This window comes from Thalassotalea sp. HSM 43, assembly GCF_004752005.1.
Taxonomy (GTDB): domain Bacteria; phylum Pseudomonadota; class Gammaproteobacteria; order Enterobacterales; family Alteromonadaceae; genus Thalassotalea_A.
Genome location: NZ_CP038493.1, coordinates 3,384,619 through 3,409,506, shown reverse-complemented (window position 1 = coordinate 3,409,506; position 24,888 = coordinate 3,384,619). Strand labels below are relative to the sequence as shown.

Genomic DNA, 24,888 nt, shown 5'->3' with positions numbered 1-24,888 from the left:
ACCTAATTATTTTATTGTTATAGTAACTCTTTTATCGCATCAGAAAGCCCTGCTATGGTCATAGGGTACATTCTTGATGACATGATTTGCTTAATTAAATCAATAGATTGGTAATAACTCCAGTAATTTTGTGGTTGCGGGTTTAACCAAATGCAATTATCAAAATGATTTAGTATTCGTTCCATCCACACATTACCCGGTTCTTCATTCCAATGTTCGACACTGCCGCCTGGGTAGGCAATCTCGTAAGGCCCCATAGTGGCATCACCGACGAAAATGATTTTATAGTCTTTTGAGAAGCGATGCAGGATATCCCATACATCAATGGTTTCCTGATAGCGGCGACTGTTGTCTTGCCATACTTTTTCATAGACGCAGTTATGAAAATAAAAATACTCCAAATGTTTAAATTCGGTGTGCACCGCGGAAAACAACTCTTCACAGACTTTAATGTAGGGATCCATTGAACCACCTACATCAAAAAACATTAAGACCTTGATTGCATTGTGCCGCTCTGGTTGCATTTTGATATCCAGATAACCAGCATTTTTGGCGGTTGCACGTATGGTATCGTCAAGATCGAGTATGGTATCGGCGCCACTGCGAGCAAATTGACGCAGTTTGCGCAGCGCCACTTTAATGTTGCGCGTGCCGAGCTCTACATTGGCATCAAGATTTTTAAATTCGCGTTTATCCCAAACTTTGCTGGCCGAATAGTTACGGTTGCCATCTTGGCCAATGCGAAAGCCACCGGGATGATAGCCGTGCGCGCCATATGGAGAGGTGCCGCCAGTGCCTATCCATTTGTTGCCTCCTTGATGACGCTCCTGCTGCTCTTTTAAGCGCTCTTGCAAGGTCTTCATCATCTCTTCAAGACCACCCATCTGTTTGATTTGGGCTTTTTCTTCGTCACTTAAATGACGCTCAAAACGTTTTTCCAACCAATCTTTCGGGATTGAAGACAGATCCAAGTCAATGCTTTCAACCCCTTCAAAATAATCGGCGAAAGCGCGGTCAAATTTATCAAAATGACTTTCATCTTTTACTAAAATCACCCGCGATAGCGCATAGAAGTCATCAATAGAACAAAAGATGACCCGCTGCTTCATGGCATTGAGCAAATCTAAAAGCTCTCGCAGAGTACAGGGCACCCGATACTCACGAAGCTTAAAGAAAAAATCAATCAGCATTAGCGTTCTCCGCGATGCATAAACGCCAGTTTCTCAAACAAATGTATGTCTTGCTCATTTTTTAATAAGGCACCGTGTAACGGCGGTATCGATTTGTTAACACTGGTTTCGTGCAATACCTGTTCAGGAATATCTTCGGCGACAAGTAATTTAAGCCAATCGATTAATTCAGACGTCGATGGCTTTTTCTTCAGACCTGGTATGTCTCTTAAATTGAAAAATACCGCAAGCGCTTCATCCAGTAAGCTTTGTTTTAGGTTTTCAAAATGGACATCGACGATACGTTGCATTTCGTCTTTGTCAGGAAATTTAATGTAGTGAAAGAAGCAACGGCGTAAGAACGCATCAGGCAATTCTTTTTCATTATTTGAGGTAATGATCACAATCGGACGTTGTTTGGCAACCACGCGTTGCTGAGTTTCATACACATAAAACTCCATTTTATCGAGCTCGAGTAGCAAATCATTGGGAAATTCAATATCAGCCTTGTCGATTTCATCAATCAATAGCACCGGGCGTTTGCCGGCTGCAAATGCTTGCCACAGCTTACCTTTAACAATGTAATTGCTAATGTCTTTAACACCGTCTTTGCCCAATTGCGAGTCTCTTAATCTCGACACTGCATCATATTCGTACAGGCCTTGCTGTGCTCGCGTTGTGGATTTGATATGCCATTGCAACAGCTCGGTATCAAGCGCTTTAGCTAACTCTTCTGCCAGCATGGTTTTGCCCGTACCGGGTTCACCTTTGATCAACAGAGGCTTTTCTAATGCAACGGCAGCATTAACAGCGAGCTGTAAATCATTGCTGGCTATATAATTATCAGTACCTTTAAAAGAAGTCATAGTATATCCATTGGTAAATTCGTTATTCCAAATAGAAATAGAGGTTATAAAAAATTAAGTTATTAGTTATAGCTTTCTGTTTCTTGGCTAAATCGAAAAAGGTCAGTAATCTTATCTATAATTAACGAAATATTAACGCTTTTAAAACGCATTTCCTAGGAATAAACAATGTCACACTTATATCAAGACAATCCACAAACCATTGGTAACACACCGCTGGTCAAATTAAACCGAGTTACTTCAGGTAATGTTTACGCCAAAATTGAAGCAAGAAACCCAAGCTTTAGTGTTAAATGCCGCATTGGTGCGAGCATGATTTGGGACGCTGAAGAATCAGGTAAATTGACTAAAGACATCACCATTGTAGAGCCAACCAGTGGTAATACCGGTATTGCATTAGCCTTTGTTGCAGCCGCTAAAGGCTACAAACTGATACTGACCATGCCAAATACCATGAGTCTTGAGCGTCGTAAGCTTTTGATCGCACTTGGTGCGAAACTTGAGCTAACTGAAGGTGCTAAAGGCATGAAAGGCGCGATTGAAAAAGCAGAAGAAATTAAAGCCCGAGATCCTGAAACGCATTTAATTCTTGGTCAATTTGATAATCCAGCAAACCCAGCGATTCATGAAAAAACCACTGGTCCTGAAATCTGGGAAGACACCGATGGTAACATCGACGTGTTTGTTGCCGGTGTTGGCACAGGCGGTACTATCACCGGCGTTAGTCGTTACATCAAAAATGAAAAAGGTAAAGCGATCCAATCAATCGCCGTAGAACCAACAGATTCGCCAGTTATCGGTCAAAAGATGGCAGGTGAAGAGCTAACGCCTGGTCCACATAAAATCCAAGGTATCGGTGCAGGCTTTATTCCTGGCAACCTTGATTTATCTGTGGTTGATGGTGTTGAGCGTGTTAGTAATGATGAAGCAATGGCAATGGCTCACCGTTTAATGAAAGAAGAAGGTATTCTAGCGGGTATTTCTTCTGGTGCGGCGGCCGTTGCTGCTAAGCGTATTGCAGAGCGCCCTGAAAATGAAGGCAAAAACATTGTCGTTATTTTGGCAAGCTCGGCAGAGCGTTATTTAACGAGTCCATTATTCGCTGACACGTTTAGTGACGATGAGCTTGTGCAATAACGAACATACTCCTTAATCGAATAACAAAAAGGCGACCATAGGGTCGCCTTTTTTGAATTACATAAGCTCCATGAGATTATTCGCGCAGCTCTTTGTATACGCTTATACCGGCATACTGTATTGGTTTACTGACCCATAACCTTACCTTCGCGGCGCGGGTCTGCCCCACCAACCAGTTGACTATCAAATACTTCGATACCTTGGATACCACTGTTTAAGTTGCGAATAGATACTTTGTGTCCGCGTTGCTCTAACCCGCCTTGCAGAGCTTCTAACTCGGTGCCTTTTTCAAGCGATGTCACATCATTACGGTTGGTCACTTTTGGCAAGTTAATCGCGCTTTGAATATCCATATCCCAATCCAACACCGCAATCATGGTTTGTGCAACATAATTAATGATGCGGCTGCCACCAGGAGAGCCAACCACAAGGCGTAAGCTATTATCGGCGTTGAATACCATCATAGGAGCCATAGAGCTGCGAGGACGCTTTAGAGGCGCTAAGGCATTAGCAACCGGTTTACCATCAACTTCTGGGGCTAATGAAAAATCGGTGAGCTGATTATTTAGCAAGAAGCCATCTACCATCACTGCCGAGCCGAACGCCATTTCAATACTGGTGGTCATCGAAATCGCATTGCCTTTGGCATCAACAATGGAAATGTGTGATGTTGATGGCATTTCAATGGCGTTATCCGCGGCGCGTACCATTGGATCAAATCGGCCATGGCTCACTTTGCCTAAATCTTGTTGTTCGATTAACTCACCGCGTCGAGCGGTATAGTTATCAGTAATAAGCTGTTCGACAGGTACATCGATAAAGTCCGGGTCGGCAATATAATGATTGCGATCAGCAAACGCTAAACGTGAGCTTTGTGCGAATAAATGAACTGCCTTTTCCGACATAGGGTCAACTTGCGCTAAATTATGTTGCTCAAGTTGTTTGAGAATTTGAATAACCGCTACGCCACCAGAGCTTGGCGGTGCCATGCCGCATAGCTTGTAGGCTTTATATGGTGCGCAAACCGCTGACTTTTGTTGTGCTTGATAGTTTTTCATATCAGCCATACTCAAGGTGCCCGGTGCGATAGCGGCATTATTTACCGCTGCGACGATGTTTTCAGCAATCCAGCCACGGTAAAACACCTCAGTGCCCTGCTCGGCAATGGCTCGATAGACTTTACCCAGTTGTGGATTTTTTAACAGGCTGCCTTGTGCCAGAGGTTGGCCATTAGGGTAAAAATAATTACTGGCATTGGATAACTTTTTAACGCCTGGATTAAAGCCCATGGCCACCAACTTTGCCATACGAGGCGAAACGATAAAGCCCTCTTCGGCAAGCGTAATGGCATCCTCAAACAGAGCAGCCCAAGGCAAGATACCGTATTTGTTATGGGCATCTTCCAGTGCTTTTAATACACCAGGGACACCAACGCTTCGACCACCAACCACTGCGTCAATCCAACGGACAGGTTGGCCATTTTCTTGTAAAAACATATCTTGAGATGATTTAGCCGGCGCCGTTTCTCGACCATCAAAGCTGGTTAACTTTTGTGCTTGATTATCAAAATGCAATATAAAGGCACCGCCACCGATACCTGATGATTGTGGCTCAACCAAGGTTAACACTAACTGAACTGCGATCGCCGCATCGATTGCGCTACCGCCTTTCTCAAGCACATTGTATCCCGCTTGAGACGCGTATGGATTGGCCGCAGCCACCATAAACTTTTGCGCGGTATGCAGCGCTTTTTGTTCAATACCGGTTGCCGCTTCAGGCTCTCTGTCTTCGCGTACCTCAGATGAGGTACCATCGAGAGTACAGGCTGTTAATGGCAATAATAGCGCAGATGTTAGAAGCAGCTTTTTCAGATTGAACACGATAATTCCTTATTTTTGTTGCTGGTGACGGCCGGATAACTCAAGTTGCCATTGATTAAATGATGTGAAGGCATTGAGTAACCCTTGATACTTAGTCGGGTTGTCCTCAAGCGCTATCAGTGCATGTGCACAGGCTTCTAAGGACGAGACATCATTCACCTTATGGTGTTTACGGATAACATACTGGCTTTTTATCTCAGCATCCAGCGTTATTGTTGGCAATGCCTGTAAATTTTTAGATAACTGCAACATTTTATAGGCTTTTTTCCATGTTGCATCAAGAATAACGATAACCAACTTAGCTTGTTGTTCGTCACTTATAGGCCGAGCAAGTTCGGCGTCGTTACTTGGGTACAGTAAACGCACGTTAACTTGGTCATCTTGGATTGCTTGATTAAGTGCGTCGCAATCACTGAAATCTTCGCCTATCAATATGCGTGAATTGCGCAAAGACAAATGCGCAAGTTTGGCGCTGCCCTTGCTATGATGTTGCTCTTTGGGGTGCTGTAAAAACCACACCTGAACATGATTATCGATAGTTTGGACAAACTTACAAATACATGTGACTAGCGGTCGCTCGCACCTTGTGCAATACTGTCGGCTCATAAAAAAATCAAAATTGTTTGCATACGTGCATTATAAGTAAAGCAAATTCTATGTTGAAGCTATCATTACCAACAAATCGTCAAGCATGGTTGCTACCTGCGATTGTGTTTGTCATTGCCGTTATTGTCCATTTTCTTCCAAAGCCGATAATCGACCAGCTAATTTACCATCGAGAGCTTATCGCTCAAGGTGAATGGTGGCGCTTGCTAACGGGCCATTTTGCGCACACAAATACGAACCACTTACTGCTCAACCTAGCCGGTTTAACTATGTTGTGGGCTTTGCATGGTGAGCACTATCGTCATCACACATATGCGATTAGTATTACCGTGGCAGCTTTGGTTTGCAGTATAGGCATGTATTTCTTATCTCCAGACACCATTCGTTACGTTGGTCTGTCTGGGGTGTTGCACGGTATTTTTGTTTGGGGCGCAATAAAAGATATTCACAAAGGTTGGCGCTCAGGATACCTGTTATTAATCGGCGTCTGGGCGAAAATAGCCTATGAGCAATTGGCTGGCTCAAGCGCTGATGTTGAAAAGCTTATTAATGCTCGGGTTGCCATTGAAGCGCATTTGTACGGCGCCATTGGTGGATTGCTATTGCCGTTATGGGAAAGAGTTACAAATCGCCATAAGCCAGAGGCAGAAAGCGAATAAATTACGGCTACAAAAAAGGCGCTTTAAGCGCCTTTTTTGTGGTTATTGTTTAGAGCGACTGGCCGGTGAAGATAGACTTTTTCGCAATACATATATGGCATAATTTGACGATGAAAAAACACTGCCATAGTTTTCAATCATAGCTCTTGCCTCATCATCGGAGCCAAGCTGCTCTGCCAATCGCTGATAGAACGATTTTTCTGGGGGCATCATATCTTCATAGGCTTCATAACCAAACACTAATTGAACCTGAGCCTCACCGCCGATACGAGTATGCCAAGACCAACTATCTTGCCATTGCATCTGTTTTGCTACATCACTGACTTGTTTAATCGCCTCACGAGCTTGTATGCCTTTACCAGGCGCTATTTTAAGAGACTCAACACCAAAGTACTTAAATTGCTTGTCATTGTCCCAAGAACTGTTCTCTGTATCGTAGCGACTGTAGTAATGCGCAGAATCTACCACGTACTTACCAACGTGTTTGCGCCAGTGCGGTGTGGTTTTAGCATTTTTTGACCAATCTGCGTGTTCGGCTATTTTATCCCAATTGGTACAACATGAACGTAAAATGTAGGTTTCCAGCTCTTCTCCTACGACTTGCGTATACACGTGCCACTTGTTTGGTTCGCCTTGATTCACCCGAAACTGCATGTGGGTTCTCAGAGCTGCCTCAAATGCTTCTCTATCTAAATCTTTGATGGTGACAACGAATATATCCGTTAATGGCGCAACCTCTTCTTCAGCCTTTACTGCTGTGATAAACAACAAGCTCAACAATGACAGCGCAGAGATAAGTGTTTTTATTTTCATCTTTTATCAATCCACATTAATAACCTATTGATTTTAATATAGTAGATAAATAATAAAATGAGTTAGGCAATTAATAAAAATCAGCCAAGGTGAGTGGCAATCGAACCGCAAGAGAAACTCGAATAGCGGCATAGGCTGTTGATTGTTGATGACAACAAGGTTAAGGGTTTTGTTGAGACAATAGAATGCAGAGAAACTATTGTCACATCAATGGCGGGTATTAGTGAGTTATAATGAACCTTATATGCTACAGGTCTTGCAACTCATCGTCTTTTTCACCCACACGGCGAACACCAAAAATAACGCTAGGTGGAACACCCATACCTAAATCAATATCTGCTACACGGTAATTTGAGCCTTTTTCTTTTAGCAGCTTATTTACCTTTTCTTGTTTCTCTACTGCCTTGATGATGGTATTGGCGATAACTTCATCACTGCTAAATGCGGTCATTTGCTCATTTACTTTATCGCCGAATTGTTTGGCTTTATCTAGAAATCCCATATTACTTTCCTTTTTACGGCACTTTTGCGTACTGGATAAGTTTTGATTAAATCAATATGACTGGGTAATTACAAGGAGTGTTTGTATTTGCGATAAAACCAAACATAGACAAAGAGGTCGTTAAAAACTTAAACCTTGGATTAGATTTGATGTTAAAGGTTAAAACCCTTGGCTTTGATGTTTTGATGTTTTGATGTTTTGATGTTTTGATGTTTTGATGTTTTGAATAAAGGAGATATTAAGAAAGTGGTCGGTCGTGAAGGATTTGAACCTTCGACAAATTGGTTAAAAGCCAACTGCTCTACCAACTGAGCTAACGACCGATATAGATTTTTCACATTCTCATAATGGTTTATTGAGAACGTAGTGTTAACAGTCACTTTCCTTGGTGAAGAAAGTGGTCGGTCGTGAAGGATTTGAACCTTCGACAAATTGGTTAAAAGCCAACTGCTCTACCAACTGAGCTAACGACCGATATAGATTTTTCACATTCTCATAATGGTTTATTGAGAACGTAGTGTTAACAGTCACTTTCCTTGGTGAAGAAAGTGGCCGGTGATGATGATTGACACCTTCGACCAAACTTGATGTTAACGGTTAAAAGCCTTGGCTTTTAATGCTAACAATCACTCTCTGAAATAAAGAAAGTGGTCGGTCGTGAAGGATTTGAACCTTCGACAAATTGGTTAAAAGCCAACTGCTCTACCAACTGAGCTAACGACCGATATATATTTTCACATTCTCATATTGGTTTATTGAGAACGTAGTGTTAACAGTCACTTTCCTTGGTGAAGAAAGTGGTCGGTCGTGAAGGATTTGAACCTTCGACAAATTGGTTAAAAGCCAACTGCTCTACCAACTGAGCTAACGACCGACATAAGGTTTGAGTTAAGGCTTGGCGCCTCAACGCGGGGCATATGATACTGATAATAAATTTTAGTGCAACAACAATTTCTAGATTTTTGAAAAAAACTGTTTGTTAGCACAAAAAGTCAGCAAACAGAGCAAGTTATAATCACATTTTGTAAAGATATGTCATCAGCGCTCTATTAATTATTTCCCCTATAAGAATAAAAAGGGCAATCATCCTTAGATATTGCCCTTAAAAATTCCTACGTTGCCAAATTATTATAGACTGGCTAAACGTGCTTTTGCCAATTGAGCTGCCGAAGATCCGGCATATTCTGAGATAACACGTTCGAACAGGGATTTTGCTTTTGCATTATTTCCTTGTTTTTGTGCGACCATGCCCAGTTTCAACATCGCATCACTGCGCTTAGTAGAACTTTCATAGTTATTGATAACTATATTAAATTCTGCTTCTGCACCGCTTAGATCGGCCTTATTAAACAACAATTGCCCTAACCAATAATGGGCATTCGCTGAATAACTCGAGTTCGGATACTGTTGAGTAAAGTTTTTGAACTCAGCAATCGCTTGATCATAGCGTTTCTCTTTTAAGACCAGATTAACGGCACGATCATAGGACTGATTCTCAGTTAGATTGGAAGAGTAATCTATTGACGATTGAGAAGCACCACCTGCATTCGATGCAGCAGCTGCTGGTGCTTGTGATAATCGACGATCAATCTCCTGATATAGCTCACGTTGACGCTGCAGGATTTGATTAATCGTATAGGCTTGCTCTTCGGTTACACCCCTTAGCTCACTGACTTCCGTTTGTAAGTCATCGATTTGCTGTTGCATATCGATCAGCGCTCGATTTCGTACTTGCAACATGCGCTGCAATGATTCGACATCGGTAGGTTGAGATTGATTAACATTAGCCGATTGCTCGTTAATGTCGAGGACAGGGGCAGGTTCAGCAGCAAGTGCACTATTGGCACCTGCTGCAACCGCAAAACCTAAAAGAAGTTTATACGATTTCATCGATTATTCCGCCTGAATTAGTATACCAATACAGCGCGACGGTTTTTAGCGAACGCACCTTCTGAGCGATCGTTAACCGCTGGCTTTTCTTCACCGTAAGATACAGTTTCAATTTGTGAAGAAAGTACACCAGAGTTTTCTAGGTATTTTTGTACGGCTTGTGCACGACGCTCGCCAAGAGCGATGTTGTATTCAGGCGTACCACGCTCATCGGCGTGACCTTCGATAACAACTTTAGTGTTAGAGTTTTTCACTAAAAATGTAGCGTGCATATCTAAGATAGACGTTACAGACGTGTCTAATTTCGCAGTATCGAAATCGAAGTAAACTGTGTTAGAAGCAGAAAGCTTTTCAGCTTCTTCTTGCTTGATTTGCTCTAGGCGAGCAATTTCAGCTGCTTTTGCCGCTTCTGCAGCTTCTTGCTCAGCTTGTGCTTGAGCCGCTGCATTATTTGCTGCAATTTGTGCTTCTTCATCAGTGGTATCGTTTGAAGAACAGGCTGCTAGAGCCAACATTGGCAAAGCTACTGCCATGCTTTTTACTAATTTATTTAAACGCATTATGTTTCCTTAATTAATATAAATTTTATTATTTTAAATTTATTGTTCTTATAAAAACGGTGACCATGCCGGTGATTTTACCTGGCCATTTTTAGCCGGTAAGCGGGCCTTAAAACGACCGTCCACAGACACAAGTCCCAGTACCTGACGATTACCGTGCAGGGTACTGTAAATTATCATGCCGCCATTGGGCGCAATACTTGGTGATTCATCCAGGCGCGTTTTGGTTAGCACCTGAACTTGCGCGTACGAGCTTAGCTCTTGTTTGGCAAGATGGTATTGTCCTTGTGTTCTGTTCACCATAACCAGCTGACTGCCATCTGGAGTGATTGAACCGCCTAGATTCATCTCACCATCAAACGTCAGACGTCTCACTTTACCATCAGCTAAATTTACGCGATATAGTTGCGGTTTTCCACCCCGTTCTGATGTAAAAATCAAAGATTTTCCATCAGGCGACCAATTTGGTTCAGTATCAATCGCTCTGTGGCGGGTAATACGACGTAACTTTTTAGTTTCCAATGCCATAACATAAACTTCTGGGTTACCATCTTTAGATAATACCAGTGCCATGTTTTTGCCATCAGGCGACCAACGAGGTGCACCATTGATGCCTTTATAGCTAGAAAGAACCTCGCGTTCAGCGGTGTAAATATTCTGAATATATATTTGCGCTTGACGTTTTTCAAAGGTCACGTAAGCCAACTTTGTGCCATCTGGAGACCAAGTTGGTGACATCAGAGGCTCAGACGAGCTTAATAAGACTTGTTCGTTATAACCGTCATAATCCGCCATAACTAACTGATATGGCTTAGCGCCACTATCGCGTACGACAATGTACGCAATTTTGGTTAAGAAGGCACCACGTGTACCAGTTAGTTTTTCATAGACAACATCAGAAATTTGATGCGCTTTAGGACGCAATAAATTGGCTGTGATGTACTGGGTTGGACGAGAATTAACTAATACATGGGAATTACCTTGCACTAACTGGCCATTTTGCAATGCTTGCCCTTCGCCGCCGGTCATTTGACCACGAATAATGTCGACCAATTTGAATGAAACCAAAAAGCGACCATCGTCGGTCTTTTCAATCTCGCCCATCACCAAGGCTTCTACGCCCATTGACGCCCACGCTTGGTAGTCAATGTCTTCAACCTTAGATGGTGCCTGTGGCATGTTCATAGTGGCTACTGGGTTAAACTTGCCACTGCGCAATAAATCTTCACTGATAATTTTAGCGATGTCTTGCGGCAATGGCTCTGCGCCATCATACGAAAAAGGCAATACGGCAATCGGTCTTGCGGTATTAACACCGCCGGTGATCACCAACTCCAGTTCAGCATGGGCTTTCGTTAAAGCCAAGCAACATAAAGATAAGGTTAATAATAATTTTTTTAGCATAGTCTTCTTTAATTAAACTCTGGTGCGTAAGTAATGATGATGTTTTCTAGTTGTTCAAACACTAACGGATCTTTCGATACAGGCAAAGTTCCGGCCTTATTAACTGCTTTAACCGCTTCTTGGCAAACCGCTCTATCGCCTTCGACCGCAGATGCGCTAATAACAAAGCCGCTAGAAGCCAGCTTAATACGTACTTTACAGGATTTACCGCGCATTGTGGCCTCGTCCTGAATAAAGTTGCGCTCAATAGATTGCACAATCAAGGCACTGTATTTATCAACTTCGCTCATCACCTGTTGGCTTCGAGCGCTTTGACGCGCCGCCATCTCTTCTTGCATTTGTTGTTCTAACAAACGTTCTTGCTCGGCTCGCTCTGCCGCTTCTTTTTGCTTGCGCTCTTGCTCGGCTTTCTTACGACGTCGCTCCGCTTCAGCTTGACGTGCCGCTTCTTCTTCACGTTCACGTTTCGCTTTTGCATCAGCTGCCGCTTTTTCAGCCTGTTTGCGCTCAGCAACTTTCTTTTGTCGCGCTTTTTCTGCAGCGGCTGCTTTGGCTTTCGCCGTTCTCGCAGCGTCTTCAGCTTTTTTGCGTTCAACTTCTTTTTTCTTACGATCGCTTTCTAACTTTTTAATGCGATCCGCTTCGGCTTGACGCTTCTTGCGCGCATCGTCAGCACGGCGTTCAAGATCCTTAATACGTTTTTGCTCACGCTCTTTCGCTCTTTGTTGTTCGCGTTTGAGCTTATCTACCTGTTGCTGCAACTTCGATTGATCAACAACCACCGCATCAATAACCTGCAATTGCGGTTTCGGTGTCGGCTTTTGCTTTGGCGAAAAATCAGTGTTTGCCATCAAAATAATCGCAAATACCGCATGAACAACCACCGCTGCACCAAGGGCGATTAGGTAATTTTGCTTGATGGTTTTGCCGTCGGGTAGATAGGTAAATATGCCCATACATCTATCGACTAAATTAGCAATCATCTTCTTGATAACGTTCACGCGATTAACTCTCCGGTGACTCAGTCATCAAACCAACCGAAGGCACACCAGCGTTTTGCAACAACACCATAAGCTGAATAACGGAATTGTAATTAACATTACCATCACCATTAACCACCACGGGTGTTTCAGGGTCTACGGTGAGTCGCGCCTTAACCAAGGTCGCGAGCTCATCAGGCTCTAACGGCTCACTTTTGCTTTCACCAACGTTTAGATAAAAACGACCATTAGCATCAACACTGGCTACCAAAGGTGTTTTAGAATCTTCCGATAGTGCCTCTGAATCCGCTTTTGGTAAGTCGACCTTTACCCCTTGTGTAATCAAAGGTGCTGTTACCATAAAAATAATCAGCAAGACCAGCATCACGTCAATATAAGGAACAACGTTGATCTCAGCTACGCGTTTGCGTTTGGAACGAACATACATAGTCGCTCTCCCGAATTACTGAGCAGGTTGCTGAGATTGTTGTGACATAGCCACAGACTGACGTTGTAAAATGCTGGAAAACTCTTCCATAAAGTTACCGTAACTGTTCTCTAGCTTTTCAACGCTGTGTGAGAAACGGTTAAACGCCATTACCGCAGGAATCGCAGCAAATAATCCCATCGCCGTTGCGATCAAGGCTTCGGCAATACCAGGTGCAACCATGGCTAGGGTTGCTTGTTGTACAGCACCTAAGGCAATAAATGAATTCATGATCCCCCAAACCGTACCAAACAAACCAATATATGGACTGATTGAACCAACTGTCGCTAAAAATGATAGGTGGGTTTCTAATTCGTCAACCTCGCGAGATAAGGCGACGCGCATGGCGCGGTGAGTACCATCAACGACTTCCTGAGACGACGCGCCTGGGTTTTTACGAATGCGGGCAAATTCTTTAAAGCCGGAAACAAATAGACTTTCTAGGCCGACAAAATTGCCTCGAGAATTGATTTCTTTATATAACTTACTTAGATCAGCGCCTGACCAGAATTTATCTTCAAATGATTGGGCATGATTCTTGGCATTATTTAAAACTTTTGAACGCTGAATGATCATGGTCCATGAAGCAATAGAGAAACCTAGTAAGGTCAACATTACTGCTTTTACGAGTAAACTGGCTTGCAAAAATAAATCAAAAAACGATAGTTCAGCGTGCACTGGTTAATGCTCCTAATATGACTTGAGGAATCGGGCAAGGTCGGGCTTTTTCTAAATTCACACTAGCAACCAACACAGAGATACTGCACAACAGCACACCGTCTTGGTTGTGTATATCTTGCTTAAATTGCAAACTTGCCTTTTTTAAATTCGAAATTGTTGTTGTTATGGTTAGTAAGTCATCCAGTTTTGCGGACGCTTTGTTATCCATTTCTACTTTTCTGACCACGAAGCCAAGTTTTTGTTCAAGAAAAAAAGATTGGTTAATACCTAAGGCTCGTAACCATTCTGTGCGCGCACGTTCAGCAAACTTTAAATAGTTTGCATAATAAACTATGCCACCGGCATCGGTGTCTTCGTAATAAACTCGGAGCTGATAGGTAAAATTATTATTTTTATCCATGAATGGTTCTTTGAGTGGCTACCACAACTATAAGGCCCTATCTTACGTCATATCTGGCCTTGGCCTCAAGTGCAGGCGGTTATTTTTTGCAGATTTTATAAGCAATACAACAAAAAAAATGGCGAAAAAATGCGAAGGCAAGAATTAGCGCAAATTTTTGTTATCCATAATAGGTCACTTTGGGTGACCTAAAACGTTAATAAATATTTAACAATCAGGCTTTATACGCATACATTACGGCAACAACTGCATATTTAGTCATTTTTTTCACACCACCCATTTCACATTAGATTTTCTTATGTGAAAATCAAAAAAATCTTGTTTGTTGCTGAAAAAAAATCTCTATAGAATGCGCGCATCTCAGAAACATCTCTTGTTATTTATTGTTCCTGGATTTATTTAACTTCCTACTATCAACTCTTATTGTTGTGCCCACTTGAATTCAAGTGGGCTTTTTTTTTGCCAAATAAACAATTAATCAGTAAGTTATAAGCAATGCTTTCAACTTAATATGCTCATGCAACTTACCGATATAACCGTTTTAGAACATGCCAATACCTTATTAAGCAATAATCACAGCTTTTGGTTGTGTACGATTACTAATACTTATGGTTCAGCCCCCCGCCCTATAGGCTCACTATTTATCACTGACGGTGTACAACGGTTTGGTTCCATATCTGGTGGCTGCCTAGAAGACGCATTTGTTGATATGCTAAATAACGATTATTTTAACAAATGTAATCAAACCTTTGTTTACGGCGAACATGGCCAACAAGCCGCCAGTTATGCTGAACTGCCTTGTGGTGGACGGATCCAATTGCTTATTGAATACGTTGACGCCAACCAAATTGAGCGGGCTTACTTTCAACAATGGTTAGACTTAGCACATGCCCAGCGCCCCTATCAAAGAATGGTACGCTTAGACTCCCAATCGCGGCAACTGTGCGCTATCGACACTGACGCTAAGCCTTTGCAAAACGTTGAACAAATTGGCGATGACATTACGCTGCATTATCAGGAGATATTTCAATTATTGTTAATTGGTATAGGCTTGGTTAGCGAACAAATCGCTCGCCTCGGGTTATTAAGTGGTTTTAACGTCAAAGTGTGTGACATGCGCAAAGAACTCAGCAATACCTGGCAGTTCGACAAGAAACGCGGCGGTGTGGATATTACCTGGATGTCCCCAGATGACTTTGTCAGTCAATACACGACAGCCAATAGTGCAGTATTGGCCTTAGCCCACGATCCAAGATTAGATGATGTCGCATTAATGACGGTATTTGAAAGCAAAGCATTTTATATCGGAGCCATGGGCTCCGTGCGCACCACAGAGAAACGTTTAGAACGATTAAAACGTATATGCGGTTTTAATGACCAGCAATTAAGCCGCCTTAATGCGCCAATTGGTTTGCACATCGGCAGTAAAACACCAGTAGAAATCGCCATTGCCACCATGGCTGATATTATTCGTGTGCGACACGGTGTAAGTAAACAAGAGTTATGATGACAGACCTGCCAGAGCAACACGTTGCGATCATTTTAGCCGCCGGTTATTCCAGACGATTTGGTGCAGATAAACGTTTTGTTGGTGAACCACCATTGCTGTTGCAAACACTGGCAACAGTAAAGTGCCATTTTGACACTGTCTATTTAGTGCATCGTCACGAGGATGCAAAACTTATCGAATTAATAGACGATAAGGCAATTCAATTAATCGCAGCACCGGCGGTCGATATAGGTTTGGGTAGCAGTCTAGCGGCGGCAATGTCGCGCATCACTCAACAATCGGCGGTTGCTTGGGTATGGGTGTTTCTAGCGGATATGCCAGACATTCGTGGGCAAAGCATTATTTCATTAAAACAGGCGGTGTTGCCTGAGCATATCATTCGGCCAACATATCGGGCACAACATGGTCACCCTGTGGGGTTTTCTAAACCGTATTTTCAGCAGTTGATTAAGCTTTGTGGAGATAGTGGCGCGGCACATATTATAAAAGCTAATAGTGCACAGTTGATCACTGTGGAAGTCGACGATAAGGGCACCATAACCGACTATGATCGCCCTGAGCAACTCTCTCAAAAGTCTAAATAAAGTCTCTAAATAAGTATCTAAACAAGCTCAATAAAAGAGACGCTTAACAAGTTTTGCGCTAACGCGTAAAAACCAATTAGCGTTCCGGCATATCAAGACCAAAATGCAAATACGCCTTGGACGTGACAATACGACCTCTTGGGGTGCGTTGCAAAAAGCCTTGTTGAATCAAGAAAGGTTCAATAACGTCTTCAATGGTTTCTCGTTCTTCACCAATTGCCGCAGCGATATTATCGAGCCCTACCGGTCCACCATCAAATTTCTCCATAATGGCCAGCAATAACTTGCGATCCATTAAATCAAAACCTTCCGAGTCAACCTCAAGCATATTTAACGCTCTAGCTGAAACGTCTTGATTGGCAACACCATCGGCTTTGACTTCGGCATAATCACGCACACGACGTAACAATCGGTTGGCAATTCGAGGGGTGCCGCGAGAGCGTTTGGCAACTTCTAAAGCACCATCGTCATCCATTTCTACATTTAAGAAATGCGCGCTACGGGAAATGATGTGCTTTAAGTCACTTACTTTATAAAATTCTAAACGTTGCACGATACCAAAACGGTCTCGTAATGGCGACGTTAATGCGCCGGCACGGGTTGTCGCGCCAATCAATGTGAACGGTGGCAAATCAAGTTTGATCGAACGTGCTGCCGGACCTTCACCAATCATGATGTCGAGTTGATAATCTTCCATCGCGGGATAAAGAATTTCTTCCACCATTGGGCTTAAACGGTGAATTTCATCAATAAAAAGAACATCGTTCTCTTCAAGGTTGGTTAACAATGCCGCTAAGTCACCGGCCTTTTCTAATACCGGGCCCGAGGTGGTACGTATATTAACGCCCATTTCATTAGCAACGATATTGGCAAGCGTGGTTTTACCTAAGCCTGGAGGCCCAAAGATCAGCAGATGATCAAGCGGCTCTTCGCGCTTTTTTGCTGCTTGAATAAAGATTTCCATCTGCTCTTTTACATGGTCTTGACCAGTGTAATCGGCAAGCATTTTCGGGCGTATTGCCCTATCGATGGTTTCTTCTTCTTTACTTAACGTAGGTTGTATTAAACGATCCGCTTCAATCATAATTCTTTAACTTATAACATCGATTTCAAGGCATCACGAATAAGCTCTTCAGAACTCATTTCTTGCTGATATACCGCTTTTACCGCTTTATCAGCCTGTGCCGGTTTATAGCCCAGCGACACCAGTGCGGTAATGGCATCTTCTTTCGCTGTTGTTACCGTCGCAATAGCTACTTCGCCGTCCATCATATCTAAGCTAATGGCATCAGTGACCGGCGTTTCAATATCGAGTCCCCAGTCTTTTAATTTATCGCGCATTTCAATGAGCAGGCGCTCTGCGGTTTTCTTACCTACCCCAGGAATTTTTACTATGGTAGTGACGTCATCAAGATTTACGCAATGAACAAACTGATTTGCCGACATGTTTGATAAGATAGCTAACGCCAGTTTTGGCCCGACGCCATTGACCTTAATCAGTAAACGAAATAGCTTACGTTCTGTTTGATTGGCAAAACCATATAATTGCTGCGCGTCTTCGCGAACCGCAAAATGGGTATAGATAATCGCTTCTTGACCGAGCTGAGGTAGATGATAAAAGCTGGTCATCGGTAAGGTGACTTCATAACCAACGCCGGCACATTCCAATAATATTTCCGGTGCCTGTTTATCAACAAGCAAGCCGCGCAATCTTCCTATCACTTTGTATCCTGATGTTATTCTTTATTGCTATGGGTTATACAGTAACACTGTATAAATATATAGTAAACTATTTTCCCTATTCGGCAAGTCAATACAGACCTGCGTTTTGGAAAACTATCGCAAACGTCCGCGTACGGTTTTCTTTGCCTGACCGGCCATCTTTATTAAAGAGTCATAACTATGGGCGTGACAGATAGCGACCGCTAAGGCGTCAGCAGCGTCCGCTTGTGGTATCGACGGTAACTTCAATATCGAGGTAACCATATGTTGGACTTGTTCTTTTTTTGCCGCACCTGTGCCAACAACGGCTTGTTTAATTTGTCTTGCGGAGTATTCGGCAACATCAAGTTCAGCATTCGTTGCCGCAACGATAGCGGCTCCACGCGCCTGACCTAATTTCAAAGCGCCGGCAGGGTTCAAGCCCATAAAGACTTGCTCAATGGCAAACATATCTGGCTTAAATTGGGTAATGAGCTCACTCACCCCCGCAAAAATGACTTGCAAACGCGACGCGATATCATCGCCGGCAGACAAGGTTTTGATGCAACCGCTGCCAAGGTATTGAAACTTACGGCCCTGTTTATAGATCACACCGTATCCGGTGATGCGAGAACCGGGGTCGATGCCAAGAATGATGCTCATACTGATATTATTTTACCGATGAATGACGACGGTTAGAGTTAGCATAAACGCAAATAGGTGTGATGCCAACCAATGTATCGCAGCATTATGTGCTGCGGTTGACCGCGACTTATGCTCGAACATAAAAAAGCCTCGAATGCTCGAGGCTTATTAACTCGCTTTAGTGACTAAAGATTACTGCTCTTCTTTAGGCTCAACAACAGATGCGATACCCAGTTCTTTCAACTGCTCTGGGTTTGCTTGACCTGGTGCGTTAGTCAATGGACACGCCGCGGTTGTTGTTTTAGGGAACGCCATAACGTCGCGAATTGATGTCGCACCCGTCATTAGCATAACCAAACGATCCAGACCGAATGCCAAACCGGCATGTGGTGGCGTACCGTAGCGTAATGCTTCTAATAAGAAACCAAACTTCTCTTGCGCTTCTTCATCAGAGATGCCCAAAATTCTAAATACCGCAGCTTGCATTTCTTGGCTATGGATACGTACTGAACCACCACCTAACTCGACACCGTTAAGAACCATGTCGTACGCATTAGATAGCGCGCCAATTGGATTTGCTTCTAGCTCTTGTGCGGTTAATTTGGTTGGTGCAGTAAATGGGTGGTGCAATGCATGCAAGTGACCATCGGCCTCTTCAAACATTGGGAAATCAACGACCCATAGTGGCTTCCATTCATCGCTAACGATGCCAAGGTCTTCACCAAGCTTCAAACGCAATGCGCCAAGCGCCTCGGTTACGACGGTGTAGTCATCGGCACCAAAGAAAATGATGTCACCAGATTTTGCATTGGTACGTTCAAGTAACGCCGCTACTGCGGTTTCTGGCAAGAACTTTAAGATTGGCGACTGGATGCCGTCCATGCCAGCATCGATGTCATTAACCTTCATCCATGCCAAACCTTTGGCACCATAAATACCGACAAACTTGCCGTATTCATCAATGTTTTTACGAGAGAACGTCGCTGCCGCACCTGGCACACAAATTACCGCCACGCGGCCTTTAGGATCATTTGCAGGGCCATTAAATACTTTAAATTCTACGTCTTTCAAAATATCCGCAACATCAATCATCTCTAATGGGTTACGCAAATCAGGCTTATCTGAACCATAACGGGTCATCGCTTCTTGGTAACTCATGTGCGGGAATGTGCCCAGATCAACATTTAATAAGTCTTTGAACAATTCGCTGATCATGGTTTCAGTTACTTGCATAACTTGGTCGGCGGTCATGAATGATGTTTCGATATCGATTTGGGTAAATTCAGGCTGACGGTCAGCACGCAAATCTTCATCACGGAAACATTTTACGATTTGGTAATAACGCTCTTGACCAGACATCATAAGCAATTGCTTAAACAACTGTGGCGATTGCGGCAAGGCAAAGAAGTTACCCTTGTGCGTACGGCTTGGTACAAGATAATCACGCGCACCTTCAGGTGTTGCCGCGGTTAGGATTGGTGTTTCAATATCCATGAAACCTTGGCTTTCCAATGAACGACGCACGGCTGATGTAACTTGGGCACGAAAACGTAAACGCTCAGTCATTTCTGGGCGGCGAAGATCTAAGTAACGATACTTTAAACGATTCTCTTCGCTGTTTTCTTGGTTAAAGTCGATTGGCAATGGCGCTGCTTTGTTCAGGATATTAAGCTCTAAACCTAATACCTCAATCGCACCTGTTGCCATATCTTTGTTTACTTGCGACTCAGGACGAGCGCGAACTTTACCTTTAACTTGTACGCAAAATTCATTACGTAACGTGTTCGCCACTTCCAAAACTTCTGGCAAATCCGGATCGAAAACTACTTGTACAATACCTTCACGGTCTCGCATATCAAGAAAGATTACCGCGCCCAAATCACGACGACGATTAACCCAACCACATAATGTAACTTCTTCACCGATGTGAGACTCATTTACCTCACCACAAAATACGCTACGCATTATAATTTATCCTGCTCATGTCTATTACTGGTCTGATCCTTTGCAGTGTTATTATGACACTGCTGCGCTAAGCCTTTTCTCTAGCTCAGCTCCTCGCGTATAACGCCATAAGGAACAAGACAAAAATCAAAGGCGGATATTATAGCGAATAGCGGTGCAATGTCACCTATTGGCTCGATATTTTACGAGAATAAATCGACACAACTTGCTTGCTGTTCAGCCACAAACATAAAAATTCAGGCTTTTTGGCTCGCAAAGCTGATAAAACGAACAAAAAGACGTCGTTAATACTCGTTTAAGCTTTTGTTTATCTGGTATAATTTGCCTAGACTCAATAAAAGATTGCGATATCATCCGTGTGGTTTCATGCAAAGTGTATAGCGCAGCCAATCAATTAAAGATTCAACAAACAGTTAATGACAGATAAACAGACCGATATAATTTATTCAAAGCCGCAAGCAAAGGTAGGCGATTTCCGTTTCGATGCACAGGTCGTTGAAGTATTCCCGGATATGATCAAACGATCTGTTCCTGGCTACTCCAACATCATAGAAACCATAGGCCAGCTGAGTAAGCGCTATGCACAGAGCAACAGTAACATATACGATTTAGGCTGTTCACTTGGTGCCGCAAGTTTGGTGATGCGTCAAAACATAGATGCCAACAACTGTAAAATTATCGCCATCGATAGCTCCAAAGATATGGTGCAGCGCTGTCAAATGCACGTTAATGCTTTTAAAGCAGCAACCCCATGCGAGGTTCATGAAGGTGATATATTAGAGTTCCCAATGGAGAATGCCTCGGTCGTGGTACTCAATTTCACCCTACAGTTTATTGAACAAGATAAACGACAACAATTGATGGATAAAATCGCGGAGTCATTATTGCCTGGCGGTATATTGATCCTGTCGGAAAAAATATATGATGGCGATGAAACCTGCCGAGAGTTGCTCAATGATTTGCATCATGATTTTAAACGAGCGAATGGTTACAGTGACCTAGAAATCGCCCAAAAACGTGCGGCCATTGAAAACGTCATGCGACCAGATGTTCTAGAAACCCATTATCAGCGTTTACGCCAAGCCGGCTTTAGTCATGCCACAAGCTGGTTTCAATGCTTTAACTTTTTCTCACTTATCGCCATAAAATAATGAATAACGTATTTAACCAATTCTATCAGCAAATCGCCGGTAACCGTCTGGCGCATTGGCTTACGCAATTACCTGAGCAATTAGCGCACTGGCAAAAACAAGAACTGCACGGCGAATTCAAGCAGTGGCAGAAAACTTTAGAGGCACTGCCACAAACAACACCATCAATGATTGACGTTAAAGACGGTGTGACTATTGGCGCTGCAGATGACATTCCTTTAGGCCAACAAAAACGCATAGAGGCGTTACTGAAGAATTTCAAACCTTGGCGCAAGGGACCCTATCACGTCCATGGTATTCACATAGATACCGAATGGCGTAGCGATTTTAAGTGGGATCGTTTGCAACCTCATATCAGTGATCTTAGTAACCGCTACGTATTAGATATAGGCTGTGGCAGCGGTTACCACTTGTGGCGCATGCGCGGCGCAGGGGCAAAGTTTGTGGTTGGCATCGATCCGACGCAATTATTTATGATGCAATTTTTATCGATGCAGCACTTTATTCAAGACCCTGCGGTAAATTTATTACCACTGGGCGTTGAGCATCTGCCTGAGCTAAAAGCCTTTGATACAGTGTTTGCTATGGGGGTTTTGTATCACCGCAAATCACCGATTGATTTCTTGCAACAACTTAAAGCACAACTGGTAAAAGGTGGTGAGTTAGTGTTGGAAACCTTAGTCATTGAGGGCGATAAAAATACCGTGTTAGTGCCGGGCGATCGCTACGCAAAAATGCGTAACGTGTGGTTTTTACCAAGTTGTGATGCCTTAGTGTTCTGGATGCAGCGCTTAGGCTTTAAGAATGTGCGCGTGGTCAGTATCGATCAAACCGCATTTGAAGAGCAACGCAAAACCGACTGGATAGATACCGAATCATTGCAAGACTTTCTTGATCCAAATGATGCCAACAAAACCATTGAAGGACACCCTGCACCATTACGTGCCATCATAGTGGCCAACACCTAAGGTTATCTGTGGCAGATACCCGCGTTAGGCGTTAGGTATTAGCTATTAGCTATTAGGCAAACATGAACAACAAAAAAGGACGCTCATAGCGTCCTTTTTTTTATCACTTGTCGTCAATCTGAGTGACTTATAGATTGTGCTTTCTCGCCATTCGCTCAGCAAACAACGTGGCAAATAATGGAGCTGAATTTTCATCCATATTGAAATACAAAGACGGCTCAATTAACTCTGCTTCCATCATGGCAAATTTATCGCCGATTCGCACAAAATCAACACGAGCGTACATTGGCATTTCATCAATCTGGGCAAGTTTTGCCATGGCATGCTCTGCTTGCTCACGTAATACAGGTTCAGCATCAACCAATTTAAGTCGACCACCGTGCTCTTCTTGAACGCGAAAATCATTTTCTTTTGGTGTCTTTAAAATACTGTGGCTGTATTGACCATCAAAGTAAAAACACGAATATTCACCTTCATTGATGACGCTTTCAACAAACGGCTGCACCATAAAATCACGTGACGCAAATGCGTTAGCTAAATCTTGTTTATACTCTTGCCAGTTTTGCGTGGTTAGCCAAAAGGTGTTGTCGGCATTGGCACTGACACAAGGCTTGATGACAATTTGTTGGGTATCAAAGCGCGCAAAGTATTCACCAACCAGGGCTTCATTGTATTGCTCTTCCCAGATAGTCGGGACGATGTTTACCGAATACTGCTCTAGCTCTCGCAGGTACTTTTTATTGATGTTCCATTCGACAATGTTGATTGAGTTCTCAAGCACGGCACGGGATTGTTCAATATCAGTAAGTACTTGCATGAACAATGGCGCATCATCTTGATAATCCCACGGGGTGCGAATTAGCACAACGTCGTATTGGTTCCAATCAACGTTGCTCTGGCGCCATGACACCATATGGGTTTGCCAGCCAAGTTCTAGCAATGGCTGATCGAATAAATGATCGTATGCCTCAAAATCATCTAGGCAATCCATGGTTAAAATAGCGCAATGTTTCAACAGACATCCCCTTACAAATTGAATTAAAAGTGGTTTTTATCACCGTAAAATAATACGGTAGGTAAAATTGTTGGCAGAGTTTAACCTGTTTTAGTTGACCGCAACAACCGAAACCACGTAAATTAACAAAAGATAATAACAGCAGGACCTGTTCATGAAAAAAATAACAACATTGACCGCGCTAAGTTTACTGTGTTTCGGTATCAACACTGCGATTGCCGAGCAATCTCAACCACTTGCTACATCATCTGATAGCGAGCAAGTCGGCAGTGAGTCCACCATAAATATTCCGGTATTAAATGATGCTCATATTTTTTCTCAATTCAATGATGAATTGCCAGCGATGGTGACCTATTTTACCAAGTCAGACTTTGACCAAGTTCGACAGTTTTACAGTGAGCAATTTGGCGCGCCAAGTTCAGATAGAATCCAGTACGGTCGCCTAGAGTTGCATTTTGATCACTTAGGCAATGACGTACGAGTTATTGTTGACGAACAACAAAGTCATCATGAAGTCGATGTGATCATGGTTGCTAAGCAATAAAGTCTGCATCTTTTAGACAAATAAAAAGCCTGCAATTGCAGGCTTTTTTGCTTGTAAGGGGTTAGGTATTGCCCGCCTTAAGGTGCATGCATACCACGTATCGGGTAGTTATTGTCTGGGTTGCGTATCCAACCAATACCATTAACCAGTGCCTCTAATTCAGGACGTACAAATGGGTTATTTGAGATATCAACCACGTGCAAATTGCCTTGTTCATTGACCACAAACAAGCCAGGCTCAGCAAATACATGATCGGTTTCTTGTGGTGAGCGTGGGTCAGATAAATACAAACCTAGAGTTTGCATTTGGGCGATACTCAAACCATAAGCAAAAGGGAAATTGACAGACAACTGCGTTTTGTGTTGCTGCAGTTGTTCTAAACTGTCCGCCGATACCGCAATAATATCTACGCCAACATCAAGCAATGCTTGTTGGTAGTTTTGCAGATTATTCAAATATTTTGTGCATAATGGGCAGTGCCGACCGCGATAAACCAACACCAATTGCCAATCAGCGTTAGCCTGTCTCGATTGACCCAGTCGTACCGTATCACCACTCTCTAGCACAACATCTATTGCTGGAAAGTGATTACCTGCGCTTAATTTAAGGCTCATAGTCGTATCCGTCATATTCAAAGTCGCTCTATTCACATCACAGTAATGGTTTATCGAGTTTAAAATGAATCAAAGTCTAGGCTTACTAGACTCAAGAACTTGTTCATCAGTGTAGTTAATCCACTGTACAGTGACGCCTTGGTGACATTATTTATTG

Annotated in this window: 26 protein-coding genes and 4 tRNA genes; 7 read left to right on the top strand and 23 right to left on the bottom strand. The window is 43.0% G+C overall.

The window, feature by feature from the left end; all coding sequences use genetic code 11:
• Window positions 1-17: 17 nt before the first annotated feature.
• Window positions 18-1,190 (bottom strand): vWA domain-containing protein, encoded by a 1,173-nt coding sequence (locus E2K93_RS14950; protein WP_135439867.1) that lies wholly within the window; start codon window positions 1,188-1,190, stop codon window positions 18-20.
• Window positions 1,190-2,035, bottom strand: a complete 846-nt coding sequence (locus E2K93_RS14945) for an AAA family ATPase (RefSeq protein WP_135439866.1) — start codon at window positions 2,033-2,035, stop codon at window positions 1,190-1,192. The genes E2K93_RS14950 and E2K93_RS14945 overlap by 1 nt, the downstream gene beginning before the upstream one ends.
• Window positions 2,036-2,203: 168 nt before the next feature.
• Here E2K93_RS14945 and cysK point away from each other — a divergent pair, with 168 nt between their 5' ends.
• On the top strand, window positions 2,204-3,172 hold the full coding sequence (gene cysK / locus E2K93_RS14940) for a cysteine synthase A (RefSeq protein WP_135439865.1): 969 nt from the start codon (window positions 2,204-2,206) through the stop codon (window positions 3,170-3,172).
• Window positions 3,173-3,297: 125 nt separating this feature from the next.
• Here the strand turns inward: cysK and ggt are convergent, their stop codons facing one another.
• Entirely contained in the window at window positions 3,298-5,055 is a 1,758-nt protein-coding gene (ggt, locus tag E2K93_RS14935) for a gamma-glutamyltransferase (protein ID WP_416316114.1), read from the bottom strand.
• 6 nt (window positions 5,056-5,061) lie between these two features.
• Window positions 5,062-5,658, bottom strand: coding sequence for a tRNA-uridine aminocarboxypropyltransferase (locus tag E2K93_RS14930; protein WP_135439864.1), 597 nt, complete (start codon window positions 5,656-5,658; stop codon window positions 5,062-5,064).
• A 50-nt stretch (window positions 5,659-5,708) separates the two neighbouring features.
• Here E2K93_RS14930 and rrtA point away from each other — a divergent pair, with 50 nt between their 5' ends.
• The gene (rrtA, locus tag E2K93_RS14925) at window positions 5,709-6,317 is read left to right on the top strand and encodes a rhombosortase (RefSeq protein ID WP_135439863.1); all 609 of its coding nucleotides are present in this window, start codon (window positions 5,709-5,711) and stop codon (window positions 6,315-6,317) included.
• Window positions 6,318-6,359: 42 nt separating this feature from the next.
• Here rrtA and E2K93_RS14920 read toward each other — a convergent pair whose 3' ends face one another.
• The 13 genes from E2K93_RS14920 to ybgC form a co-directional block, all read right to left on the bottom strand.
• Complete coding sequence (locus tag E2K93_RS14920) at window positions 6,360-7,130, bottom strand: hypothetical protein (protein WP_135439862.1); 771 nt, start codon at window positions 7,128-7,130, stop codon at window positions 6,360-6,362.
• A gap of 247 nt (window positions 7,131-7,377) precedes the next feature.
• Window positions 7,378-7,632, bottom strand: coding sequence for a hypothetical protein (locus tag E2K93_RS14915; RefSeq protein WP_135439861.1), 255 nt, complete (start codon window positions 7,630-7,632; stop codon window positions 7,378-7,380).
• Between the two features lie 247 nt (window positions 7,633-7,879).
• Window positions 7,880-7,955, bottom strand: a tRNA-Lys gene (locus E2K93_RS14910).
• 75 nt (window positions 7,956-8,030) lie between these two features.
• Window positions 8,031-8,106, bottom strand: a tRNA-Lys gene (locus tag E2K93_RS14905).
• A gap of 174 nt (window positions 8,107-8,280) precedes the next feature.
• A tRNA-Lys gene (locus tag E2K93_RS14900) sits at window positions 8,281-8,356 on the bottom strand.
• Between the two features lie 74 nt (window positions 8,357-8,430).
• Window positions 8,431-8,506: transfer RNA gene (locus tag E2K93_RS14895), tRNA-Lys, on the bottom strand.
• Window positions 8,507-8,760: 254 nt separating this feature from the next.
• The gene (ybgF, locus tag E2K93_RS14890) at window positions 8,761-9,522 is read right to left on the bottom strand and encodes a tol-pal system protein YbgF (RefSeq protein ID WP_135439860.1); all 762 of its coding nucleotides are present in this window, start codon (window positions 9,520-9,522) and stop codon (window positions 8,761-8,763) included.
• Window positions 9,523-9,539: 17 nt separating this feature from the next.
• Window positions 9,540-10,082: a peptidoglycan-associated lipoprotein Pal gene (gene pal, locus E2K93_RS14885; RefSeq protein WP_135439859.1), complete on the bottom strand. Its 543-nt coding sequence runs from the start codon at window positions 10,080-10,082 to the stop codon at window positions 9,540-9,542.
• A 48-nt stretch (window positions 10,083-10,130) separates the two neighbouring features.
• Entirely contained in the window at window positions 10,131-11,486 is a 1,356-nt protein-coding gene (gene tolB, locus E2K93_RS14880; RefSeq protein WP_135439858.1) for a Tol-Pal system beta propeller repeat protein TolB, read from the bottom strand.
• An 8-nt stretch (window positions 11,487-11,494) separates the two neighbouring features.
• Entirely contained in the window at window positions 11,495-12,487 is a 993-nt protein-coding gene (gene tolA, locus E2K93_RS14875) for a cell envelope integrity protein TolA (RefSeq protein ID WP_135439857.1), read from the bottom strand.
• Window positions 12,488-12,491: 4 nt separating this feature from the next.
• Window positions 12,492-12,914, bottom strand: coding sequence for a protein TolR (gene tolR, locus E2K93_RS14870; RefSeq protein WP_135439856.1), 423 nt, complete (start codon window positions 12,912-12,914; stop codon window positions 12,492-12,494).
• A 15-nt stretch (window positions 12,915-12,929) separates the two neighbouring features.
• Window positions 12,930-13,631 (bottom strand): protein TolQ, encoded by a 702-nt coding sequence (gene tolQ / locus E2K93_RS14865; RefSeq protein ID WP_135439855.1) that lies wholly within the window; start codon window positions 13,629-13,631, stop codon window positions 12,930-12,932.
• Window positions 13,621-14,034 carry a tol-pal system-associated acyl-CoA thioesterase gene (gene ybgC / locus E2K93_RS14860; RefSeq protein WP_135439854.1) on the bottom strand — a complete coding sequence of 138 codons (414 nt, stop codon included), beginning with the start codon at window positions 14,032-14,034 and terminating at the stop codon, window positions 13,621-13,623. Before ybgC ends, tolQ begins: the two co-directional genes overlap by 11 nt.
• A 517-nt stretch (window positions 14,035-14,551) precedes the next feature.
• On the opposite strand from ybgC, the gene E2K93_RS14855 reads away from it, so the two are divergent.
• A complete protein-coding gene (locus tag E2K93_RS14855) occupies window positions 14,552-15,541 on the top strand; it encodes an XdhC family protein (protein ID WP_135439853.1) in 990 nt (329 codons plus the stop codon).
• Complete coding sequence (locus E2K93_RS14850) at window positions 15,538-16,128, top strand: nucleotidyltransferase family protein (protein WP_135439852.1); 591 nt, start codon at window positions 15,538-15,540, stop codon at window positions 16,126-16,128. The genes E2K93_RS14855 and E2K93_RS14850 overlap by 4 nt, the downstream gene beginning before the upstream one ends.
• Before the next feature lie 76 nt (window positions 16,129-16,204).
• Here the strand turns inward: E2K93_RS14850 and ruvB are convergent, their stop codons facing one another.
• The 4 genes from ruvB to aspS form a co-directional block, all read right to left on the bottom strand.
• The gene (ruvB, locus tag E2K93_RS14845) at window positions 16,205-17,212 is read right to left on the bottom strand and encodes a Holliday junction branch migration DNA helicase RuvB (RefSeq protein ID WP_135439851.1); all 1,008 of its coding nucleotides are present in this window, start codon (window positions 17,210-17,212) and stop codon (window positions 16,205-16,207) included.
• Window positions 17,213-17,223: 11 nt separating this feature from the next.
• A complete protein-coding gene (ruvA, locus tag E2K93_RS14840; protein ID WP_135439850.1) occupies window positions 17,224-17,850 on the bottom strand; it encodes a Holliday junction branch migration protein RuvA in 627 nt (208 codons plus the stop codon).
• A 114-nt stretch (window positions 17,851-17,964) separates the two neighbouring features.
• Window positions 17,965-18,492, bottom strand: coding sequence for a crossover junction endodeoxyribonuclease RuvC (gene ruvC / locus E2K93_RS14835; RefSeq protein ID WP_135439849.1), 528 nt, complete (start codon window positions 18,490-18,492; stop codon window positions 17,965-17,967).
• 174 nt (window positions 18,493-18,666) lie between these two features.
• Window positions 18,667-20,439, bottom strand: coding sequence for an aspartate--tRNA ligase (gene aspS, locus E2K93_RS14830; RefSeq protein WP_135439848.1), 1,773 nt, complete (start codon window positions 20,437-20,439; stop codon window positions 18,667-18,669).
• A gap of 416 nt (window positions 20,440-20,855) precedes the next feature.
• Between aspS and cmoA the strand changes: the two genes are divergently transcribed.
• Together cmoA and cmoB are read left to right on the top strand one after the other, a co-directional pair.
• Window positions 20,856-21,590 (top strand): carboxy-S-adenosyl-L-methionine synthase CmoA, encoded by a 735-nt coding sequence (gene cmoA, locus E2K93_RS14825; protein ID WP_135439847.1) that lies wholly within the window; start codon window positions 20,856-20,858, stop codon window positions 21,588-21,590.
• Window positions 21,590-22,558, top strand: coding sequence for a tRNA 5-methoxyuridine(34)/uridine 5-oxyacetic acid(34) synthase CmoB (gene cmoB / locus E2K93_RS14820; protein ID WP_135439846.1), 969 nt, complete (start codon window positions 21,590-21,592; stop codon window positions 22,556-22,558). Before cmoA ends, cmoB begins: the two co-directional genes overlap by 1 nt.
• Window positions 22,559-22,685: 127 nt before the next feature.
• Here the strand turns inward: cmoB and E2K93_RS14815 are convergent, their stop codons facing one another.
• Window positions 22,686-23,573 (bottom strand): ATP-grasp domain-containing protein, encoded by an 888-nt coding sequence (locus E2K93_RS14815; RefSeq protein ID WP_135439845.1) that lies wholly within the window; start codon window positions 23,571-23,573, stop codon window positions 22,686-22,688.
• Between the two features lie 154 nt (window positions 23,574-23,727).
• On the opposite strand from E2K93_RS14815, the gene E2K93_RS14810 reads away from it, so the two are divergent.
• Window positions 23,728-24,117: a hypothetical protein gene (locus tag E2K93_RS14810; protein WP_135439844.1), complete on the top strand. Its 390-nt coding sequence runs from the start codon at window positions 23,728-23,730 to the stop codon at window positions 24,115-24,117.
• Between the two features lie 77 nt (window positions 24,118-24,194).
• Here E2K93_RS14810 and E2K93_RS14805 read toward each other — a convergent pair whose 3' ends face one another.
• The gene (locus tag E2K93_RS14805) at window positions 24,195-24,731 is read right to left on the bottom strand and encodes a redoxin domain-containing protein (RefSeq protein WP_228445335.1); all 537 of its coding nucleotides are present in this window, start codon (window positions 24,729-24,731) and stop codon (window positions 24,195-24,197) included.
• Window positions 24,732-24,888: the final 157 nt, after the last annotated feature.

Excerpts from the sequence above, each read along its gene's own strand:
- cysK (WP_135439865.1), top strand. The coding sequence starts at position 2,204 with ATGTCACACTTATATCAAGACAATCCACAAACCATTGGTAACACACCG.
- E2K93_RS14915 (WP_135439861.1), bottom strand. The coding sequence starts at position 7,632 with ATGGGATTTCTAGATAAAGCCAAACAATTCGGCGATAAAGTAAATGAG.
- ybgC (WP_135439854.1), bottom strand. The coding sequence starts at position 14,034 with ATGGATAAAAATAATAATTTTACCTATCAGCTCCGAGTTTATTACGAA.
- aspS (WP_135439848.1), bottom strand. The coding sequence starts at position 20,439 with ATGCGTAGCGTATTTTGTGGTGAGGTAAATGAGTCTCACATCGGTGAA.
- E2K93_RS14850 (WP_135439852.1), top strand. The coding sequence starts at position 15,538 with ATGATGACAGACCTGCCAGAGCAACACGTTGCGATCATTTTAGCCGCC.
- E2K93_RS14930 (WP_135439864.1), bottom strand. The coding sequence starts at position 5,658 with ATGAGCCGACAGTATTGCACAAGGTGCGAGCGACCGCTAGTCACATGT.
- cmoA (WP_135439847.1), top strand. The coding sequence starts at position 20,856 with ATGACAGATAAACAGACCGATATAATTTATTCAAAGCCGCAAGCAAAG.
- rrtA (WP_135439863.1), top strand. The coding sequence starts at position 5,709 with ATGTTGAAGCTATCATTACCAACAAATCGTCAAGCATGGTTGCTACCT.
- E2K93_RS14810 (WP_135439844.1), top strand. The coding sequence starts at position 23,728 with ATGAAAAAAATAACAACATTGACCGCGCTAAGTTTACTGTGTTTCGGT.
- tolR (WP_135439856.1), bottom strand. The coding sequence starts at position 12,914 with ATGTATGTTCGTTCCAAACGCAAACGCGTAGCTGAGATCAACGTTGTT.
- pal (WP_135439859.1), bottom strand. The coding sequence starts at position 10,082 with ATGCGTTTAAATAAATTAGTAAAAAGCATGGCAGTAGCTTTGCCAATG.
- ruvC (WP_135439849.1), bottom strand. The coding sequence starts at position 18,492 with ATGAGCATCATTCTTGGCATCGACCCCGGTTCTCGCATCACCGGATAC.
- E2K93_RS14855 (WP_135439853.1), top strand. The coding sequence starts at position 14,552 with ATGCAACTTACCGATATAACCGTTTTAGAACATGCCAATACCTTATTA.
- E2K93_RS14950 (WP_135439867.1), bottom strand. The coding sequence starts at position 1,190 with ATGCTGATTGATTTTTTCTTTAAGCTTCGTGAGTATCGGGTGCCCTGT.
- cmoB (WP_135439846.1), top strand. The coding sequence starts at position 21,590 with ATGAATAACGTATTTAACCAATTCTATCAGCAAATCGCCGGTAACCGT.
- ruvB (WP_135439851.1), bottom strand. The coding sequence starts at position 17,212 with ATGATTGAAGCGGATCGTTTAATACAACCTACGTTAAGTAAAGAAGAA.
- tolB (WP_135439858.1), bottom strand. The coding sequence starts at position 11,486 with ATGCTAAAAAAATTATTATTAACCTTATCTTTATGTTGCTTGGCTTTA.
- E2K93_RS14805 (WP_228445335.1), bottom strand. The coding sequence starts at position 24,731 with ATGAGCCTTAAATTAAGCGCAGGTAATCACTTTCCAGCAATAGATGTT.
- E2K93_RS14920 (WP_135439862.1), bottom strand. The coding sequence starts at position 7,130 with ATGAAAATAAAAACACTTATCTCTGCGCTGTCATTGTTGAGCTTGTTG.
- ybgF (WP_135439860.1), bottom strand. The coding sequence starts at position 9,522 with ATGAAATCGTATAAACTTCTTTTAGGTTTTGCGGTTGCAGCAGGTGCC.
- E2K93_RS14945 (WP_135439866.1), bottom strand. The coding sequence starts at position 2,035 with ATGACTTCTTTTAAAGGTACTGATAATTATATAGCCAGCAATGATTTA.